At 66.4% G+C, this 19,746-nt stretch carries 16 protein-coding genes, 1 tRNA gene and 1 other RNA gene; 12 read left to right on the top strand and 6 right to left on the bottom strand.

Going from position 1 to position 19,746, the window contains the following annotated elements:
* Nucleotides 1-46: 46 nt before the first annotated feature.
* Together ACTXG5_RS07810 and ACTXG5_RS07805 are read left to right on the top strand one after the other, a co-directional pair.
* The gene (locus tag ACTXG5_RS07810) at nt 47-1,381 is read left to right on the top strand and encodes an FAD-binding protein (protein ID WP_445163132.1); all 1,335 of its coding nucleotides are present in this window, start codon (nt 47-49) and stop codon (nt 1,379-1,381) included.
* The gene (locus tag ACTXG5_RS07805) at nt 1,378-2,688 is read left to right on the top strand and encodes a class I SAM-dependent methyltransferase (protein WP_445163131.1); all 1,311 of its coding nucleotides are present in this window, start codon (nt 1,378-1,380) and stop codon (nt 2,686-2,688) included. The genes ACTXG5_RS07810 and ACTXG5_RS07805 overlap by 4 nt, the downstream gene beginning before the upstream one ends.
* On the opposite strand, the gene ACTXG5_RS07800 is transcribed toward ACTXG5_RS07805, so the two are convergent.
* From ACTXG5_RS07800 to ffs, 3 genes are all read right to left on the bottom strand, one after another.
* Nucleotides 2,685-4,631 carry a DNA polymerase III subunits gamma/tau gene (locus ACTXG5_RS07800; RefSeq protein WP_445163130.1) on the bottom strand — a complete coding sequence of 649 codons (1,947 nt, stop codon included), beginning with the start codon at nt 4,629-4,631 and terminating at the stop codon, nt 2,685-2,687. The genes ACTXG5_RS07805 and ACTXG5_RS07800 overlap by 4 nt on opposite strands.
* 153 nt (nt 4,632-4,784) lie before the next feature.
* Complete coding sequence (locus tag ACTXG5_RS07795; protein ID WP_445163129.1) at nt 4,785-6,077, bottom strand: aminotransferase class I/II-fold pyridoxal phosphate-dependent enzyme; 1,293 nt, start codon at nt 6,075-6,077, stop codon at nt 4,785-4,787.
* Between the two features lie 81 nt (nt 6,078-6,158).
* Nucleotides 6,159-6,255: signal recognition particle sRNA small type (gene ffs / locus ACTXG5_RS07790), an RNA gene on the bottom strand.
* Nucleotides 6,256-6,333: 78 nt separating this feature from the next.
* On the opposite strand from ffs, the gene ACTXG5_RS07785 reads away from it, so the two are divergent.
* Nucleotides 6,334-6,418 (top strand) — tRNA-Ser (locus ACTXG5_RS07785).
* Nucleotides 6,419-6,475: 57 nt separating this feature from the next.
* A complete protein-coding gene (locus tag ACTXG5_RS07780) occupies nt 6,476-7,291 on the top strand; it encodes a hypothetical protein (protein WP_445163128.1) in 816 nt (271 codons plus the stop codon).
* Here ACTXG5_RS07780 and ACTXG5_RS07775 read toward each other — a convergent pair whose 3' ends face one another.
* Both ACTXG5_RS07775 and ACTXG5_RS07770 read right to left on the bottom strand, forming a co-directional pair.
* Nucleotides 7,292-8,029 carry an enoyl-CoA hydratase/isomerase family protein gene (locus ACTXG5_RS07775; RefSeq protein WP_445163127.1) on the bottom strand — a complete coding sequence of 246 codons (738 nt, stop codon included), beginning with the start codon at nt 8,027-8,029 and terminating at the stop codon, nt 7,292-7,294. It lies immediately after the preceding gene.
* Between the two features lie 73 nt (nt 8,030-8,102).
* Nucleotides 8,103-8,489, bottom strand: a complete 387-nt coding sequence (locus ACTXG5_RS07770) for a hypothetical protein (RefSeq protein ID WP_445163126.1) — start codon at nt 8,487-8,489, stop codon at nt 8,103-8,105.
* A gap of 138 nt (nt 8,490-8,627) precedes the next feature.
* Between ACTXG5_RS07770 and ACTXG5_RS07765 the strand changes: the two genes are divergently transcribed.
* The 3 genes from ACTXG5_RS07765 (at nt 8,628) to ACTXG5_RS07755 (ending at nt 12,305) form a co-directional block, all read left to right on the top strand.
* Nucleotides 8,628-9,110: a lipoprotein LpqH gene (locus ACTXG5_RS07765; protein WP_445163125.1), complete on the top strand. Its 483-nt coding sequence runs from the start codon at nt 8,628-8,630 to the stop codon at nt 9,108-9,110.
* 97 nt (nt 9,111-9,207) lie between these two features.
* The gene (locus tag ACTXG5_RS07760) at nt 9,208-10,938 is read left to right on the top strand and encodes a hypothetical protein (protein ID WP_445163124.1); all 1,731 of its coding nucleotides are present in this window, start codon (nt 9,208-9,210) and stop codon (nt 10,936-10,938) included.
* Nucleotides 10,935-12,305: a CHAT domain-containing protein gene (locus tag ACTXG5_RS07755; protein WP_445163123.1), complete on the top strand. Its 1,371-nt coding sequence runs from the start codon at nt 10,935-10,937 to the stop codon at nt 12,303-12,305. The genes ACTXG5_RS07760 and ACTXG5_RS07755 overlap by 4 nt, the downstream gene beginning before the upstream one ends.
* Before the next feature lie 3 nt (nt 12,306-12,308).
* Here ACTXG5_RS07755 and ACTXG5_RS07750 read toward each other — a convergent pair whose 3' ends face one another.
* Entirely contained in the window at nt 12,309-12,653 is a 345-nt protein-coding gene (locus ACTXG5_RS07750; protein ID WP_445163122.1) for a hypothetical protein, read from the bottom strand.
* Between the two features lie 44 nt (nt 12,654-12,697).
* Between ACTXG5_RS07750 and ACTXG5_RS07745 the strand changes: the two genes are divergently transcribed.
* The 5 genes from ACTXG5_RS07745 to ACTXG5_RS07725 all read left to right on the top strand — a co-directional run bounded on the left by ACTXG5_RS07745 (nt 12,698) and on the right by ACTXG5_RS07725 (nt 19,723).
* On the top strand, nt 12,698-14,026 hold the full coding sequence (locus ACTXG5_RS07745) for a hypothetical protein (protein ID WP_445163121.1): 1,329 nt from the start codon (nt 12,698-12,700) through the stop codon (nt 14,024-14,026).
* Nucleotides 14,023-15,138, top strand: coding sequence for a hypothetical protein (locus ACTXG5_RS07740; RefSeq protein ID WP_445163120.1), 1,116 nt, complete (start codon nt 14,023-14,025; stop codon nt 15,136-15,138). The genes ACTXG5_RS07745 and ACTXG5_RS07740 overlap by 4 nt, the downstream gene beginning before the upstream one ends.
* Nucleotides 15,139-15,167: 29 nt before the next feature.
* Complete coding sequence (locus ACTXG5_RS07735; RefSeq protein ID WP_445163119.1) at nt 15,168-16,223, top strand: NAD(P)H-dependent amine dehydrogenase family protein; 1,056 nt, start codon at nt 15,168-15,170, stop codon at nt 16,221-16,223.
* A gap of 295 nt (nt 16,224-16,518) precedes the next feature.
* Nucleotides 16,519-17,637, top strand: coding sequence for a phosphate ABC transporter substrate-binding protein PstS (gene pstS, locus ACTXG5_RS07730; protein ID WP_445163118.1), 1,119 nt, complete (start codon nt 16,519-16,521; stop codon nt 17,635-17,637).
* 112 nt (nt 17,638-17,749) lie between these two features.
* The gene (locus tag ACTXG5_RS07725) at nt 17,750-19,723 is read left to right on the top strand and encodes a serine/threonine-protein kinase PknD (RefSeq protein WP_445163117.1); all 1,974 of its coding nucleotides are present in this window, start codon (nt 17,750-17,752) and stop codon (nt 19,721-19,723) included.
* Nucleotides 19,724-19,746 lie beyond the last annotated feature (23 nt).

Raw genomic sequence — 19,746 nt, 5'->3', positions numbered from 1 at the left:
CTCAGGTTCTGCACTCTCCGCTCACACGTCGGGCGTTGATCGGTTGATGGCAAGTTATCGATCCATCCCCGCAACGTCGGCGGTGCGCCTGGCCAAGCCCACCTCAAACCTGTTCCGCGCCCGCACTAAACGCGACGCGCGTGGCCTGGATACCTCGGGACTGACCGGTGTCCTCGGTGTCGATCCGGAAACCCGCACCGCCGATGTGGCCGGCATGTGCACCTACGAGGATTTGGTGGCGGCGACCCTTCCTTATGGTCTTTCGCCGTTGGTAGTCCCGCAGCTCAAATCCATTACCCTCGGCGGTGCGGTCAGTGGCTTGGGTATCGAGTCGGCGTCGTTCCGCAACGGTTTGCCACACGAATCGGTGCAGGAAATGGACATTCTCACCGGCGCCGGCGAACTGCTCACCACGTCTCGTACCCAGCACTCCGACCTGTTCCGGACTTTCCCCAATTCCTATGGGACGCTGGGTTATTCAACGAGACTGCGGATCGAGCTGGAGCCCACTACTCCGTTTGTGGCGTTGCGGCACATACGATTTCATTCGTTGTCCGAAATGGTCGCGGCAGCCGACCGCATCATCGACACCGGCGGCCAGGGTGGCACCCCGGTCGACTATCTCGACGGCGTGGTCTTCAGCCGCGACGAAAGCTACCTCTGCGTCGGTAGACGAACCAAGACCCCGGGACCGGTCAGCGACTACACCGGCAAGAACATCTACTACCGGTCGATTCAGCACGACTCCGCCGGCGCGGAAAACAGCAAAGACGACCGGCTGACCATGCACGACTACCTCTGGCGCTGGGACACCGATTGGTTCTGGTGCTCACGCGCATTCGGCATGCAAAACCCGCGGCTGCGGCGCTGGTGGCCGCGCCGCTACCGACGCAGCAGCATCTACTCCAAGCTCGTCGCCGTGGATCGCCGCTTCGGGGCGTCCGACAGGATCGAAACACGCAAAGGGCGGCCGGCACGCGAACGGGTGGTCCAGGACATCGAGGTGCCGATCAGGCGGTCCGCCGAATTCTTGGAGTGGTTTCTGGACAACGTGCCGATCACACCGATCTGGTTGTGCCCGTTGCGACTTCGCGATCACGGGGGCTGGCCGCTATATCCGATACCGGCGGACCGCACCTTCGTCAACATCGGGTTCTGGTCGTCGGTGCCCGCCGGTGACAGCGTCGGCATCACCAACCGGGCGATCGAGGCGAAGGTCAGTGAGCTCGGCGGACACAAGTCCCTGTATTCCGACTCCTTCTACACCCGCGAAAAGTTTGATCAGCTCTACGGCGGCGAGGCCTACAAAGCGGTCAAGAAATCCTACGATCCCGACTGTCGTCTGCTCGATCTCTATGCAAAGGCGGTGCAACGGCGATGACGACGACTCGAGAGCCCGAACACACCACATTGGGGAAGCTCAACATGGCCGAGGTGTTGGCCATCTTCACCGCCACCGCGGGCTGCCCGCTCAAGTTCACCGCGTACGACGGCAGCAGCGCCGGCAGCGAAGACGCCGAGCTGGGCCTGGATCTCTGCTCACCCCGTGGCGCAACCTATCTGGCGACGGCGCCCGGCGAGCTCGGCATCGCCCGCGCGTACATCTCGGGCGACCTGCAGACCTACGGCGTGCATCCGGGCGATCCCTACGAGCTGCTCAGGATGCTGGCCGACCGGGTGGATTTCAAGCGCCCATCGGCGTGGACGCTGGCCCAGGTCGTCCGCTCGATCGGTGTCGAACATTTTGTGCCTATCGCGCCGCCGCCGCAGGAAACGCCGCCCCGCTGGCGCCGGATCACAGATGGCATGCTGCACAGCAAGGCTCGCGACGCCGAGGCGATCCACCACCACTACGACGTTTCCAACAGGTTCTACCAGTGGGTGCTCGGGCCGTCGATGACCTACACCTGCGCGGTCTATCCGCAGGCCGACGCGACGCTGGAAGAGGCGCAGGAGAACAAGTACCGGCTGATTTTCGAGAAGCTGCGGCTACAACCGGGTGACCGGCTGCTGGACGTGGGCTGCGGCTGGGGTGGCATGGTGCGTTACGCCGCCCGCCACGGCATCCGGGCGATCGGCGCCACCCTGTCGGCCGAACAGGCGAAGTGGGCGCACGCAGCGATCGAGGACGAAGGGCTCGCCACGCTCGCCGAGGTGCGCCATTGCGACTACCGCGATATGCCCGAGGCGGACTTCGACGCCATCTCCTCGATCGGGCTGACCGAGCACATCGGAATCAAGAACTACCCGGCCTACTTCGAGTTGCTCAAGTCGAAGTTGCGCACCGGCGGTCTGCTGCTCAACCACTGCATCACCCGCCACGACAACAAGCAGACCTCGTTTGCGGGCGGTTTCACCGACCGTTACGTCTTCCCGGACGCCGAGCTGACCGGCTCGGGACGGATCCTGACCGAGGTCCAGGAGTGCGGTTTCGAAGTGCTGCATGCGGAGAACTTCCGCCATCACTACGCGATGACGCTGCGCGACTGGTGCCACAACCTCGTCGAACACTGGGACGCCGCCGTCGCCGAGGTCTCGCTGCCGGTCGCCAAGGTGTGGGGTTTGTACATGGCGGCTTCACGAGTTGCGTTCGAGCAGAACAACCTTCAGCTCCATCACATTCTGGCTGCCAATGTTGAGCCGCGGGGCGCCGACAGCCTGCCGCTGCGGCCGTGGTGGACGGCCTAGCCGCCGTCGATCCGGCGCGCGCCTAGCTCGTTCTGCAACAGTTCGAGGGCGGCCTCTTCGGGGTCGCGCCGCGGCGCCGACGGATCGCTGCGGCCCGCCTCGGCAAGCATGTGTTCCTCCTCGTCGCGCTGAGCGGATTCCGCAGCGGCAGAGGCGTTTACGGAGGGGTCCTCCTCGGCAGGCGGCGGAGCCGCTGCCCCACGAGCGGGCGGTTCCGCCGCCGCGGGCGCTGGTCCGCCTACCTCACACCGCACGCGCCAGTTGACGCCCAGCGCGTCCTTGAGCGCCTCGGCGATGACGTCGGCGTTGCGCTGTTCGGACAGCCGTTTGGCCAGGGGCGCCGACGCGTGGGTGAGAACCAACGTGTTGCCGTCGACCGCGCGAACGGTGGCGCCGGCCAGCATCACTTCGGTGGTGCGGCTGCGCTGGCGCACCTTGTCGCGCACCGTCGGCCACATGGTGCGCACCGCAGCCGCGTTGAGTTCGCCTGGGGCAGAGGGTGGTTCGGGGGCCGGCCCGGGTTCGGCGGCCGGCTCGGGTGCGGGCGCCGGCTCGGGTGCGGGCGGCGGCGGAGCCGTAGACACAGGTTCGGGCGGCGGTTCGCTCACCGGCTCGGGCACCGCGGCCTGCCGACGGGGCCTGACGGATTCTGCCGGTGGCTCGGCCGGTCGTTCGGCCGGTGCCGGCCGCCGGGTTACCGGGCGCGGCGTGGCGGCCACCGGCGTTGGGGCCACTGGCGTTGCGGCTACCGGCGCGGCCTCGGCGGCGGGGATGGACATCGTCAGCCGGGTCTCGATGCGCTCGATGCGCTGCAGCAGAGCCGATTCGGTGTCGCTGGCCGAGGGCAGCAGCAGGCGCGCACAGACCACCTCGAGCAGCAGCCGTGGCGCCGTCGCTCCGCGCATCTCCCCCAACCCGGCCTGCACCACCTCGGCGTACCGGGTCAGCGTCGCCGCGCCGATTCGGGCCGCTTGATCGCGCATGCGATCCAGCACATCCTCTGGCGCATCCACCACGCCGCGGCTCACCGCATCCGGAACTGCTTGCAGAACAAGGAGATCGCGGAATCTCTCCAACAGGTCGGTGGCGAAGCGCCGTGGGTCGTGGCCGGCGTCGATCACCGATTCAACCGCGCCGAACATCGCCGCCGCATCCCCGGCCGCCAACGCGTCGACGGCGTCGTCGATCAGCGCTACGTCGGTGGCGCCCAGCAGGCCCAGCGCCCGCGGGTAGGTCACGCGCGGACCGTCCGGACCGTCCTCGGAGCCGGCCACCAACTGGTCCAGCACCGACAACGTGTCGCGGGGCGAACCGCCGCCGGCCCGGATCACCAGCGGGTACACCGCCTCGTCGACGACGACGCCTTCTTGTTCGCAGATCCGTCCGATCAGCGAACGCATGGTCTTGGGCGGCAACAACCGGAACGGGTAGTGATGGGTGCGCGATCGGATCGTCGGCAGCACCTTCTCCGGTTCGGTGGTGGCGAAGATGAAGATGAGGTGCTCGGGCGGTTCCTCGACGATCTTGAGCAGTGCGTTGAACCCCGCCGTGGTCACCATGTGCGCCTCGTCGATGATGAACACTCGGTAGCGCGACTGCGCCGGCGCGTAGAACGCCCGGTCGCGCAGCTCGCGGGTGTCGTCCACGCCACCGTGGCTGGCGGCGTCGAGCTCGACTACGTCGATGGTGCCGGGCGCGTTCGGCGCCAGCCCCTGGCACGAGTCGCACACCCCGCATGGGGTGGCCGTCGGTCCCTGCTCACAGTTCAGCGACCGGGCCAGGATGCGCGCGGACGAGGTCTTGCCACAGCCGCGCGGCCCGGAGAACAGGTACGCGTGGTTGATCCGGCCGGCTTCCAGGGCAATGGACAGCGGCTCGGTGACGTGCTCCTGCCCCACCACCTCGGCGAAGGTTGCCGGTCGGTACTTGCGGTAGAGAGCCACGGTCAGCAGGCTACCGGCGCCGTGCGACGACGCTGCGGGCACGGCAAGCGTCGGAAGTGCATCAGCGGCTTCGAGTGTGCGGGTAGGGCGGGGTTTTGTCGGATGTCGCGCCCTCAGCGCACACGTGGCGCCCCCACAGCACGGTCAACGCCCTCAGTTCACACTCGGAGCCGGGGCGCCCAGCCGCGACTCCGACGCCGCCAGCAGCGCGCAGGTCGCCAGGCCGTCGACCGCGTCGCGCAGGTCCGGCAGCGACGGGAAGGTGGGCGCGATCCGGATGTTCTTGTCCTCCGGATCCTTGCGGTACGGGAACGTCGCACCCGCTTCGGTGACCGCGATACCGGCATCCTTGGCCAGTGCCACGGTCCGGCGCGCCGTGCCGGGCGACACGTCGAGGCTGATGAAGTAGCCGCCCTTGGGCTCGGTCCACGACGCGATCTTGGAGTCGCCCAGCCGCTGCTCGAGGATTTCCAGCGTCAGTGCGAATTTCGGCGCCAGGATCTGCTGATGGCGCTGCATCTGCAGCCGGACGCCGTCGGCGTCGCCGAAGAAGCGCAGGTGCCGCAGCTGGTTGATCTTGTCCGGGCCGATCGACTTCTTGCCCGCGTATTGCAGGTACCAGGCGACGTTGCCCAGCGATCCGCCCAGGAAACTGACACCGGAGCCGGCGAAGGTGATCTTCGAGGTGGACGCGAAGACGTAAGGCCGGTTCGGGTTGCCGGCCGTGGCGGCCAGCCCGAGTATGTCGATCTGGCGCAGGAAGTCGTGGGTCAGGGTGTGCACCGCGTAGGCGTTGTCCCAGAACAGCCGGAAGTCGGGTGCCGCCGTCCGCATCTGGACCAGCCGGCGAACGGTTTCCCAGGAATACGTCACCCCGGTGGGGTTGCCGAACACCGGCACCGTCCACATCCCCTTGATCGCGGGGTCGACGGCGACGAGCTCCTCGATCAGGTCGACGTCCGGGCCGTCGTCGCGCATCGGGATCAGGATCATCTCGATGCCCATGGTCTCGGTGATGGCGAAGTGCCGGTCATAGCCGGGAGCGGGGCACAGGAACTTGACGCTGGGCTCGTCCTTCCAGGGCCGTTGCGAATCGACGCCGCCGTACAGCATCGAGAAGACAACGAGGTCGTGCATCAGCTCCAGGCTGGAGTTGTTCCCGGCGATCAGGTTGGGCACCGGGATGCCGAGCAGCTCGCCGAAGACGGTCCGCAGCCCGGGCAGGCCGTGCAGGCCGCCGTAGTTGCGGGTGTCCGTGCCCTCGGCATCGCGGAAGTCATCACCGGGCATGCTCAGCAGCTGGTTGGACAAGTCGAGCTGCTCCGGGGCCGGTTTGCCCCGGGTCAGATCCAAGTGCAGCTTCTTGGCCTGCAGCTCCGCATAATTCTGCTGGTTGCGCGCGTGCAGTGCGGTGAGCTCTTCGGGGCTGAGGGAATCGAACGCCACCATGCTTGCTCAAGGGCCTTTCGCTGTCGAACGCCTGAGAATGGGCCGGCTTGCGGCGTACGCACTGGTTGCACGGCCTCGACATAGGGGACCCCGCGCACCCGACAGAGCCCATTGACCCTTGCTGCCTTCCGGCCCTGGGGGAGTTCACAGGATAGACGCCGCGCGGGGTCCATCGCGAGTGTAATACCTGGCTCGCATCAGACGGTGACGGCCGCGGGACATTCCCCGTTGACCCAGCGGCTACCATGGCCACGGAGGATTCGCCTAGTGGCCTATGGCGCTCGCCTGGAACGCGGGTTGGGTTAACGCCCTCGCGGGTTCAAATCCCGCATCCTCCGCAAATCGGGTGCACTCGGCGTTTAGGCTGGCGTGGGCTCACCACCATGAGGAGGCGTATGGGGCGCAAGGTCGCCATACCTTGGCACTTGTTGTTTTCGATCAGTGCCGGCGTCCTCTATTTCCTCTGTGTGCTGCCGCGCTGGTCCGAGCTGCTGGGCGACACGCCGCGCGGACTGGGGATGGCGGGTCGGATAGCTGCGGGGGCGTTGATCGCCCTGGCCGCGCTGCCGGTGGTGTTTACCCTGCAACGGACTCGCAAGCCGGAGCTGGGCACCCCACAGATGGCCCTGTCGATCAGGTTTTGGTCGATCGTGGCCCATGTGCTGGCCGGGGTGCTGATCATCGGCACCGCGATCAGCGAGATCTGGCTCAGCCTGGACACTGCCGGACAGTATTTGTTCGGGATCTACGGCGCCGCCGCGGCGATTGGCCTCCTCGGATTTTTCGCGTTCTACCTGTCGTTTGTCGCCGAATTGCCGCCGCCCCCGCCGAAGCCGATCAAGGCCAAGAAGGCCAAACAGCGTCGTCAGGGCCGCAAGAAGGACGACGAGGACGAGGCTGAGGAAGCCACGGACACCGCGAACGACGCGGAAACCGAGGATGCCGAGACCGTCACGGCCGAAGAAACCGAAGCCGAAGAACAGGCGGAAGAGCCCGTCGAGGCCACCGCCGAAAGCGCCGAGGAAGAGGAAGAGTCAGCGCCCTCAACCGAAGAGCCGACGGACGCCGAGTCCACCGACGAGACCGATGACACCGAGGACACCGAGGACACCGAGGAACCCCAGAGCGGATTGCGTAACCGCCGTCCGACGGGCAAGGGCTCGCACCGCATGCGCCGGCGCACCCGCGGCGGCGTCGCGCTCGAGGAGTGATCAGTCCCGGCGTCGAAGACTCTCGACGTAGGCAGCGATGCGCTGCTGCGTTTCGTCTGCGCCCCACAGCTGGCGGACTTCGGCATCAGTAGGGCCACCCTGGCGGATCCGCGCCACGGCCGGGGCCCGCAGTTGGGCCTTCGTATCGCGATACGCCTCGACCGGGATGCCGCCGAGATCTGAGGCCTCCGCGACCGCCGCCTCAACCAGATCGTCGGCGACGACGCGGTGGGCAAGCCCGCGGGTGATGGCGTCGGCCCCTTTGAAGGTGCGTCCGCCCAGCAGCACTTCCTCGGCGTGGTCTCCGCAGGCGTAACGCATCACTTCCAGCGCGGCGACCGGGAACGAGACACCGACGCGAACCTCGGCCGCTCCGATCCCCGCATCGGGACTGATCAGGCGGCGATCACAGGCACACGCCAGCACACATCCGCCCGCGATGGCGGCACCGTTGATGGCGGCCACCGTCGGCCAGGGAAAGCAGAACAACGCGTCGAAGGCGTCAGACAGCGCCGGAACCAGCCGGTCGGTGTAGTCGCGACCGCCGTCCACCACGCGGTTGAGGTCGACCCCGGCACTGAACACCCGGCCGGCGCCGGTGATAACCAGCGGACCGTTGCCCGAATCCTGCAGCTCACGAACCGAGCCGGCCAGTTCTTCCAGCACTTCCACATCGAGGGCATTGACGCGCCCCGACGAGAGGGTCAACACCCGCACCGACGCTGTCCCTGTTTTCAAGGCCTGGATCTCAATCACAATGACACACTCAAGCACTGCGCCCGGTGGGCCGATCTGCCGGGTGCCGGCCGTCCTACTTGCCGCGGTTCAGTGTCGCCAGCACAACCGGTATGGGGGTGTTCTCGTCGGTGTGATAGCTCGCGCAGACGCGGTGGTAGCCGTCGGCGATCTGGAGCGGAACACCGGTCACGATGTCGCCGCGCACCAGCAGGATGGGCGAGAGCGGTTGTCCCTTTTCGATCTTCGCGAGATCGGTCGCGACGTGCGGGTTGTCGGCGGGCAGCAGACTCAGCCGCGCCGCCCGGAGAATGTCTTTGGCCTTCTTGTGTTCGACACTGCCCGAGCGCAATCGCTTGGTCAGCTTTTTGACGGTGGACGGGTCCGCGAGCAAAGCAAGGTATTCGGCCGCTGCCGGAAAGTCGTGTACCTCAGGCTTTTCCAGCCAATTCACGCCGGCCATCAGATGTCTCCCTTCACCGGGCCACGTCGACGCAGCCTACCGGTTGCACCCAAAAATTGGGATCGGTAGCAACTCCGGCGTTCTGTACTTGCTCCCATGACGACGCCAACGGGGCGGCGCATTAAGGAAGGAACACCAGTGAAGCGTCTTCTCGTGGGAGCGATCGGAACTCTCGGCATCGCCTCGGCGGTGGTGGGCTGCTCGAGCGGCGGCCACACGGCCAGCCCGGCATCGAGTACCGCCCCTAGCGTCGCCACCGGGAGCGGTGCTCAGATCAAGGTCGGCGGCACCGACTTGGCGGGCGTCAACCCGGCTTCGGTGACTTGCGTCAAGCAGGGCGGCAAGATCGACATCGGTAGCGGGTCCACCGGTGGTCAGCAGCAGGCGCTGGCCGTGGTGATGACCGACGAAGCGACTCCGAAGGTCCAGTCGTTGGCACTTGTGGTCGACGGCAACGCCTTGTCGGTTGCCAGCAACATGGGTGCGAATGTCGGGTCGGCCAACGTAGTGGTGGACGGCAAGACCTACACCATCACCGGTCAGGCGCAGGGCGCCGACCTGAAGAACCCGATGGCCGGAATGATCACCAAGGACTTCAGTATCAAGGTGACGTGCGGTTAATCGGTCTCACTCCGGGCGGCGGACGTGCTTCACTCACACGTCCGCCGCACCGGGCTGTCCGGAGCCGACCCCCGGCAAAGGGACTTATGATGCAGCCGTGTCGATCTCCGGCGAATTAGAGCGGGCCCGCCGCCTGGCACTGGTCGCCGACGAGACCGGCGCCCGGGACCTCTTGCTGTCCCTGGTGCCCGCGATCGAGCGGGAGGATCGCGACGACCTGATCCTGGAAGTCTTCGCCCAGCTGGGCGACATCTACCTCGCTCGAGGCGCGAATGACGGAGTGCACGAGTGCATCCGGCGCATCCGCGACTGTCTGGCGATCTACTCCGGGATTGCGGCCGGCTCCATGCCGGAAGCGGCCGGCCAGGTGACGATGTCGGACACCGACGTCGCGCACATGAGCCGTCGCTATTTGCGGCGAGCCCAGTTCCTGCACACCGGCCTGGCCGCGGCGCAGGGCGATCACGAAGGCGCCGAGACGGGGCTGGCCGAGTTGAGCGCGGCCGACGACGCGTTTCCCGAACTGGCCGACGAGCACGCTCGCCTGATCATCCACGCGCAGGTACTGTGCGCGTCCGCGCTGTGCGACGACGACCTGCACCTGCGGTCGGTTTCGTTGTGGGAGCGGGTGCTCGATGCCCTCGACAGCCTCGACGACACCGAATTCGACGACCAACTACGGGTGGCCGCGGCCACGGCCTACGGCAGATTCTGCGTCGAGACCGGGCGGCTGACCGAAGCCGAACCCTGGCTGCGTCGCGCCGGAGCCAGGGCGCAGGCCCGGCACTGGGAGTTGGCAAACGCCAGAACACAATTGGAACGTGCGGCGGCCTGCTGGTCGGTGGGCGACCACACCACGACCGAGCAGCTGGTCTCCGAGGCCCAACCCGTCATCGCTCGATATGAGCGGGCCCACGACGCCGCCCGGTGCTGGCTGTACATGGGACTTACCCGGCTGGCATCTGGCGCACTGGAAGCTGCCGACGAGTGTTGGGCGCATGCCGAACGGCACTGGCGGGAGTTGGGAAAGCCCCTGCACTTGCATCGCATCTTGTTGCAGCGCAGCTGGATAGCAATCTTCTGGAGCCGGTTTGCCGACGCTGTCGAGCTGATCGCCCAGGCCCGCGAACTACTCGACTCGTCGCCGCGCAGCAGTTGGCTGCAGTACGCCCAGCTCGACAATCACCTTGGCACCGTATGGCGTGCGGATGCTTTGGCGGACCTCGGTTTCGACAGCTCGGGCGATCCCGACGAAACCTTGGAGGAAACCGAGGCGCGGCAGGCCGAGGGACTCGGCATCCTGCACGGCGAGGTAGGCACCCCCGAATACTGGCGCGCGATGACCAAACTCGAACAGGCCGCCGAACTCAAGGTGCCGGCCGCGCTGGCAGTCGATTCGGTGCGGTTTTCGATCGCCGACGCCGACGCGAGATCGCGCTGGGCAACCAGCATCTCGGCGCCGATTCTGGCCGGCGCGTTTGCCGTGGCATGGGAGTGGGAGAACACCGCGCTGATCAGTGAGCTCGTCGAATATCACAGCGCGCGTGGCACTTTCGACACGGATCCGCAGCGGCCGGCAATCGGCGAATGGGCATCGACGGGCACCGCGACGGTGCTCGTCGACACCGACCCGGAACCGGCCACGGCGCTGGCCGCTGCCGGGCCGCCCGCTGGCGCCCGGCGTTCGCTCACGCGGCTCGGCCCGTTGCCGCCGTTACAGATGCAGCCCGACAGCCCGGCGATCATGAGTCACTATCGCGCACTGGCGCTGCAGCGCTACGGCCGCGACGTCACCGCTGCCGAACCCGCTTGGTCGACCTGGCCATGAGCGAAGCGGACCGGCTCACTCTTGTCCTGCGGTATGCCGATGTCGGGATCGTCACCTACGCCAGTCTGCGGATCGTCGGGCAGCCGTCGCGGACCGTCACCTGGTTGGTGGAGGAACCAATCCTGCTGGCGGCCACCGAAGAGCTGACCGACGCCATACCCGAGCCACACGGCGACGAGAGCAGGCGCGACGCCATCGAGCGGGCCTTGGCCACCGGCCCTTTCGCGGCGCCCGACACCGAACTCACGGTCGCCTACATCCTGGGTGTGCTGCTGATCGGCACCCCCGGCTGGCAGCTGTTATTGGAGTGCGTGACCTCGCCGCGCGCAACGCTGTTCGTGGCCCCCAGCGCCCGTCTGGCCCGGGTCCCCTGGGGGCTGCTGGCGGTGCCGAAATCGGGGCCGAGCAAAGAGGAATTGATACGCGCCCGCCAGGACGCCATTACGGCCAGCGGTCGGGTGGCCGCCCGGATCCCCTGGCAACTCACGAATATCAGCGACCACACCGACGGCCATCGGCTGATGGAGCTGGTCGACGTGCTGATGGCGGTACCGGCGAACATCGTGCACGCACCGCGCACACCGGCCGAATGGGACACCCGCCACGGCGGTCCGCCAGTCCTGGTCCTCGACCCTCGCGTGCCCGGGCAGCGCCCCGACTCCGCGCTCGGGTCGGTGCTCGGCAGACCGTCAGCGGAAACGCAGTTGGCACAGCACTTTGCGGAGCTGATGACGCGTCGACCGGTGCTGCCGAGTGTCGACGGCGCGGTCGAACTGTTCCGCCGTCAGGATGCCGACCGCAGCTGGCTGGCGACGATGCTGGCGCACACCCCGAGCAGGTTGTTCTACGTCGGCCACGCGAGTTCTGCTGACGCCCAAGCCGATCACGTCGCCCAGGCGGATAGCGCGGCCCTGCATCTGTCTTGTACGGCGGCGACCCACGGCGACGCCGACACCATCGGCGACCACCGTCCACTGACCGCGTCGGACCTGATGTCGCTGCGGCTGCCGATGCCGCCCCGGGTAGCCCTGCTGGCCTGCGGATCGGGCGGCGACTATCGATTCGACGAGGCGACCGGCCTGGTGGCCGCGATGATTCTGGGCGGCGCACAGTTGGTGACCGCCACGCTGTGGTCGCTGCCCACGACGGCCGCCTACCGTCAATTCGCCGCTACGGACGGCGACCGGGCCGACCCGATGGCCGACGCGGTCGTCGCCGTCGATCACGCCCACGAAGCCGCCGAGGCGGGGTGCGCGGTGAATCAATGGCAGCGCGAGCAGATGCGGCGCTGGCGCGATGGAGATGTCACGGCCAGCCCGCTGTATTGGGGTGCGCTGATCACCTTCGCGGTCGACGGCGCACGCTAGCACTCAGACCGCGGCCAGCCACGACGCGTGGACAGCCAACACGTCGTCGGGCAGCGAAAGCTGCTCGCGGGCAGCGGGATCGAACGCCACCAGAACGACCAGCCCCGGCCGCAGTATCGACACGTCCGGACCGTCCGCACAGCGTGCCAGTTTGCCGATGAATGTCTCGCCCGACACGGCCACGACTTCGATGAAAACCTGCCGTTGGCCGGCGACCCTGCGCACGGTGCCGACGCCGACGGTGCGTCCTTCGGCGCCCGGACGCCGCCAGAACACCAGGCGGCCCAGCAATGTGATCAGCTTCTTCATACGTCCAGGCTCTCGGTACCGGTCGGCTACCGAACCCAACTTTTTGGCTGCCGGTATCCCTGGAATGCCCCTATCCTGTGCTGATGAGCGCGGACCCGCAGCTGGCCACCCCCGTGGCGGCAGGCCATCCACGCCGGTCGGTGATCGACGCGGCGTGGCGGGCGCTCGGGCCCGAAGTCGAGGTGCTCAGCAGCGACGACGGCGGGCCGTTGACCCGAACCGTCAAACGCATCATCGATCCGTTGGTGCTGCGCTTGCGGTCCAACCCGCAGTATTCGGCCCCGGTGGTCGCTTCGGCTACCGCCGCGGCGATGCACGATCTGATCGTCGGCAGCGCATCCGAATTGCGCTCCGCTGCAGCATGGTTCGCGGTTCTCAAACTCGAGCGCCGCAGACAGCGGATCCGCACCGGAAACGCCCAGGAGCTCTACTTCCCCGTGTGCTTCGAGCTCGCGGTGAGTAAAGGCCCACCGGCGCCGGACGATCACCAGACGGCAGCCACCGTGCTCCGCGAGATTCACCAGGGCCGTGACCGCACCGCGATCGAAGTCTTGCACCGATATGTGGCCAGTCAGGATGTCGTCGCCACCCTGAGCGATCAGCTTGACCGCAGTTGGCGTGACGTGCGGGCCTCGGCGACGGCGACAGGTCCGTTCCTGGCCGAGCTCGGCACCGTGCTCGGGCCCGCTCAGGGCCATCGCGCCGCGGCGGCCCGGCAGCGGGTCTGGTTAGCCATGATCAGCGACACCACCCCGTACAACCTGGGTGCCCTGGCCCGCTCGGACGGGCCAGAATCGGCGGAGCTACCCTGGTCGATCGTCGAGCTGGGATTGAGTTCGGTTGTGCCGCAACGTGCCCCGCGGATCGCGGGCGGCGCCGATAGCGATCGACCACTGGACCGCAGCGTGGTGGACCGGGTCCGCGCGACGCTGCGCCGCGCCCTGGACCGCGACGCCTTGCCCGATATCCCATTGCTCTGCGAAGAGGAAGTCGACCGGGCCTGTGCGCCGTGGGGCCTGCTCTCCGAGGACAAGCAAGCCACGCTGGTGGCCGGTATCGAGGTCGCGGTCGAGCTGGCGCCACTGGACCGATCGGTCGAGAGCCGTTACGCGCTGGCAGCGCAGATCCAGGCGCGGCTGCGCAAGGAGGCGTATGTGCTGCACGCCCGGCGCTATCTCGTTGAGGGCGGTCCGATTCATCCGCGGCAACGGCAAGTGGTCGATGACCTGGCGGCGTATGCCCCGCCCTACCTGAGCCGGCTCTGGGCTCGCCTGCACGGTCGCGACGTCTGGCAGGAGCCGTGCGACGACGTCGACGAGATGCGGTCGCTGCTGGAGGGGGTCGCGCGGTCGGTGTGCCTCGATCACCGGCAACGGATCAAGGCGATGCTCGAATTGCAGGTGGCCGGATGAGACTGGTTGCCGATTCCGGCCTCTGGAGTGTGGGGCCCGCCAGCGCCGAGTCGCCGCTGGCCGCGGTGCTGGAAGTCAGTGGCGCCGTGCTGTCCTGGACCGTCGACGATCCACCCGGCGATGGGCGAGCCCAGATCACCTTCACCGATTTGTCGCGCGCCGACTGGCTTTGGCGTGTCTTCGGTGAAGCCGGACACGTCGCGCTGGCTGCTGCCGCGGACGCGGTGGACGGCGCTACCAGCATCGAGCTCGCCGGTGTCGACATCGTTGCGGGATCGGTTGACCCGCTGCGCCGGCTGGCCCTCGGCCATTGGCTGCGGCGATGGTGGCCGGCCAGTCAGCGAGACGGCATCGCCGGCCTGGACCGCGCCCTGCTCGACGTCGAGGTTGCGCTGCTGACCGTCGGTGCGCAGAGCTTCTTCAGCGATGACACGCTGGATTCGGAGGTGACCGGGCTGCTGGCTCCGCACGCCGCGGGCTTGTTCACCCATATCCGCAGTGACGATGCGCGGATCGCGAACCTGGTACGCGCGGCCGCCGGGCTGGCCGACGAGATCGGCGTCGACGACACCGCGTGGGCGGAACTACTTGCGGCTCTTGATGATTCGAGCATCGTGTTGACCCCGGCAAGCCGTGACGATTACGCGCTGGCCGCGGGTGCTGGCACCGGCCCCCGGGGCGCGTCGCCGATCGCCAGGGGGGTCGCATCCATCAACTGGAGCGCGGTGCCCCCGGCCATCTTCGATGCGGGCGAGAACACCGTCGACTGGACCGTCGAGGCGGCCGGCGCGGTGGTGCGGGCCTCGATCGTCGGACCGGACCCGGCCACCGGCGTCGAGGTGCGACTGCGGTCGGGGACCATCAGCGGTGCCGGTGAGCTGGATGGCGATGGCCGCGCGCTGCTCCCCCTCGTCGACGCGCAGCAGCGACCGATGACCGAATCGGCGGCTTGGGATCACGATTGGGCCGCGACGGTGGTGATCGTCGGCGCCGAGACGACCGAGTCCCGCGAGACCCGGGAACGGATCCGCCGGTGGGCGCACGCCCGGCTGGACCGGCCGCCGCCGGACGCGTTTCTGGCCGAGATTTTGGCTTCCGAATCCGCCTACTAAGCCCCACTAAGAACCCCTATGCTGAGCGAGTGCCAAACAACTATCGAGTCGTTCAGTGGAACACCGGAAACGTGGGCAAGAGCTCGCTGAAATCGATCGCCGACAACCCCATGCTCGAACTGGTGGGCTGTTACGCCTGGTCGAAAGACAAGGTCGGCCGCGACGCCGGCGACTTAGTGGGCATCGCTCCGCTCGGGGTCGCCGCCACCAATGACGTGGAGGCGCTGCTCGCCCTCAAGCCTGACTGCGTGGTCTACAACCCGATGTGGATCAACGTCGACGAGCTGGTCGCCATCCTGTCGGCGGGCGTCAACGTGGTGACCACGGCGTCCTTCATCACCGGGCACAACCTCGGCGATGGCCGCGACCGGATACTGGAAGCCTGCGAAAAGGGCGGCTCGACGATCTTCGGGTCCGGTGTGAGCCCGGGCTTCGCCGAGCTGCTGGCGATTGTGTCGGCGATGGTGTGCAACCGGGTCGACAAGGTCACCGTCAACGAAGCCGCCGACACCACGTTCTACGACTCCCCCGAGACCGAGAAGCCGGTCGGCTTCGGTCAGCCGATCGACCACCCCGACCTACCGGCAATGGCAGCCAAGGGCACCGCGATCTTCGGCGAAGCCGTCCGGCTGGTCGCCGACGCGCTCGGCGTCGAACTCGACGAGGTGCGCTGCGTCGCCGAGTTCGCCCAAACCACGGCGGACCTCGAAATGGCGTCCTGGACCATCCCCGCGGGACACGTCGCGGGCACCTACATCAGCTGGCAGGGAATCGTCAACGGCAAGACGCTCATCGACCTCAACGTCCGGTGGAAAAAGGGGCAGACGCTCGAGCCCGACTGGAAGATCGAGCAGGACGGCTGGGTCATCCAGATCGATGGGCAACCGACGGTGACGACCAAGGTCGGTTTCCTGCCGCCGCCGTACTTCGAGGCCACGACGCTCGAGGAATTCATGGACCTGGGCCACATCATGACGGCGGTGCCTGCCATCAACGCGATCCCGGCCGTCGTCGGCGCGGCGCCCGGAATCGCCACGTACGCCGACCTTCCGCTGACCCTCCCCCGCGGTTTCGCGAAGATCTAGTACGGAAGGGCTAACCGCGACGGCGGCAATGGGAGCACGACAGTTGTGGCCATTCCCGCGAGACCGCTCCTGCCCGTCGTTCGCCGATCTTCCCTGCACCGCGCGGGGATTGGCTCGTAGGTCGACAATCGATCGTCCTCAATCTGCATGACCGCGCTCCGCGTCTTTGTGATCGGCCACGGTTGGCCGCGAGCGAACGGTGGCCAGCAACGTCCAACGTGCTCGACCGTCGGGCGGTCGAGAGTGAGGGCAGAATGTGTTCGTAATGCCCTGCGTCTTCGGAGGAGTGGGTGTCGTGCGGTTCACTCGTTGTTGTGTCGTGCTGGCGTTGCTGATCGCAGCGACGGTTGGATTGTCGGGATGCGGGGGCGACTCCCATCGATCGTCCCCACCGAGCACGCCGACCGCCAAGTCGGTGCCGATCACGTGCGGCGGAAAGAAGGAGCTCCAGGCCGCCGGCTCGACGGCGCAGAAAAATGCGATCGAACAGTTCGCGTACTCCTATATCCATGCATGCCATGGCTATACGTTGAACTACAACGCGAATGGTTCCGGTGCTGGGGTGAAGGAGTTCATAGATAATCAGACCGATCTTGCAGGCTCCGACTCGCCACTGGACTCCTTGAAGGGCGAGCCAGCCGAGGCAGCCGAGCGCTGCGGATCGCCGGCATGGGATCTGCCGACTGTTTTCGGCCCGATTGCGGTCACCTACAACATCAGCGGAGTGAACTCGCTAAATCTCGACGGGCCCACCACCGCGAAAATCTTCAACGGCATCGTCACTCGATGGGACGATCCGGCGATTAAGGCACTCAATCCGAGCGCCAATCTGCCTCCGACGGCGGTTCGCGTCGTGTTCCGCGGCGACGAGTCAGGCACCACGGACAACTTTCAGAGATACCTGGATGCCGCGTCTGCCGGTGCGTGGGGTAAAGGCACCGGCCAGGCGTTCAAGGGAGGCGTCGGCGAAGGCGCGGACGGCAATGACGGAACATCTTTTGCCCTGCAACGAACCGATGGGTCCATCACCTACAACGAGTGGTCGTACGCGGTGGGCCATCAGTTGAGCATGGCCAACCTCGTCACATCGGCGGGTCCGACTCCAGTGGCAATCACCGCCGAAACGGTGGGCAAGACGGTTGCCGGTGCCACATTCCGGGGCAACGGCAATGACCTGGTCGTGGACACGTCGTCGTTTTACACACCAATGCAGACCGGTGCCTACCCGATCGTGCTGGTCACCTACGAAGTCGTCTGCTCACGGTATCCGGATTCGGCGACCGGGACCGCGGTCAAGGCTTTCCTGCAGGCCGCAACGGGGGACGGCCAAAGAGGTTTGGACGAGTACGGCTACATTCCGTTACCGAGTTCGTTTCAAGCGAAACTGGTTGCAGCAGTGACCTCTATCGCTTGATCAGACGTCATGCTCGTCACGACAACACCTATTGTCCGGCAGCACGACAGCGTCGCACGCACAATTCGGATAGCGTAAATGCACATCAGCTTGGGGCCAGGCGAAGAGGGCGATGACTGCGAACGACACCGTCTTGCAGCCGGGCGCGCGTTTTGGTCCTTTTCAGTTGATAGAGCTGGCGGACCACGGCGGGATGCGGGACGTCTACGAGGCCGAAGACACCCGCGACCATCGGTTGGTCTTCCTGAAGTTGATCTCGCGGGAATTCTCGGACGACGCGATCCTTCGCGCGCGGACTCACTACAACGCCGATACGCCGGAGCAACAGATCAACCCGCACCTGGTGCCAATTCAAGAGTGTGGTGATGTCGACGGTTGGTGCTACGTCGCACTCCGCATGATTGACGGCACCTCCTTGCGCACGCTGTTAGCCGACCATGGTCGACTGAACCCGCCGCGAGCGGTGGCCATCGTGGAGCAGATTGCCGCCGCCCTGGACGCCGCACACGCCCGTGGCATTACCTACCACGACGTCAAACCGGAAAACATCCTCATCACCGAGGATTACTTCGCCTACCTGCTCGATTTCGGTATCGGCGACGCTATCAGCGACCTGACAACGACCGAAACCCGAACTGCCATAGGGACATACAACTACATGGCCCCCGAGTGGTTCACCGACGATGAGGTAAGCGACCCCGCCGATGTATACGCACTGGCTTGCGTGCTGAGCGAGTGTTTAACCGGATTCCCCCCCTACCTTGCTGACAGTGTCGAACAGTTGGTCGCCCAGCAGTTGGCGGAGCGACCCCCACCGCCCAGCCAACTGTGGCCCGAACGGATCTCGACGGCCCTGGACTCTGTGGTCACGAAAGGCATGGCCGCAGACCCGGCTGAGCGCTATAGCAGCGCCGGAAATCTCGCGGTAGCTGCCCACAACGCGCTCACCCAGGCCAACCAGCATCAAGAAGCCGCTGCCGACCGTTCGAGTGACGCGACAGTACAGCCGTCCCCGTCGGGATCCTGGAACCGTGGCGCTGGTGGCTTGGAGGCCAGTCAGCGGGGATTGCGGTCATCACCCCACCACACCCCGCCGTGGTCGTGGGTACCGCCACGTTCGGATGTCGGCAGCGGGCGTACTGGCCTGTCTACCGCGTCGATGCTTGACCGACGGTTTCTCACGAATCAACCTCGGGACAAACAGAAGCGGTGGACGATTATCGGCGTTGTCGCGATCCTGGCGGTCGTCGCCATTGTCGTAGCCGGATTTCTCATTTCCAGCTCCCCGCGACCTTCGCAATCGGCATTGCCGTCACGGCAGCCGTCCAAGCAGACAGTGCTGCCGTTCGACGATCTCAACTTTCGCCTCTCTCCGGGCGGTGTCGCCGTGGATAACTCCGGCACCGTTTACGTCACCAATCAAGGCATGTACGGGCGGGTTTTGGCTCTCACCCCCGGGTCGAGGACACCGACCGTGCAGCAATTCAGGGGCCTTTACGAGCCCCAAGGCGTGGCGGTGGATGGTGCCGCATCGGTGTACGTCACCGACTTCAATAACCGGGTGGTGATGTTAGCGGCGGGGTCGAGCAGCCAGATCGAGCTGCCGTTCAGCGGTCTCAATTACCCGGAGGGTGTTGCGGTAGACAGCCAGGGCAGCGTGTACGTTGCCGACCGCGGCAACAATCGGGTGGTAAAGCTACCAGCCGGCTTGTCCGCCCAGGTCGTTTTGCCCTTCGCCGGCCTGAATAACCCGGACGGGGTGGCGGTGGACAACCGCGGCAACGTTTATGTCACTGACACCGACAACAGCCGGATTGTGAGGTTGGATGCCGGGTCGAACGATCAGACGGTGCTCCCGCTCCCCCTCCGCAGCAGTCCGTGGGGTGTCGCGGTGGATAGCGTCGGGACCGTATTCCTCACCGAACGCGACACCAACATGGTTGTGAAGTGGTCGCCCGGGTCGTCAGCACCCACAGTGCTGCCGTTCACCGACCTCAACACCCCGTTGTCGGTGGCAGTGGACAAGGCCGGAAATGTCTACGTCGCCGACCGTGGCGACGATAGCGTGCTCCAACTCGCACCATAGATCTCACAAAGCCTTCCGATGCG

The organism is Mycobacterium sp. Dal123C01 (genome assembly GCF_052566995.1).
The sequence above is the reverse complement of the archived record's forward strand: the minus strand, read 5'-3'. Positions and strand labels throughout refer to the sequence as shown.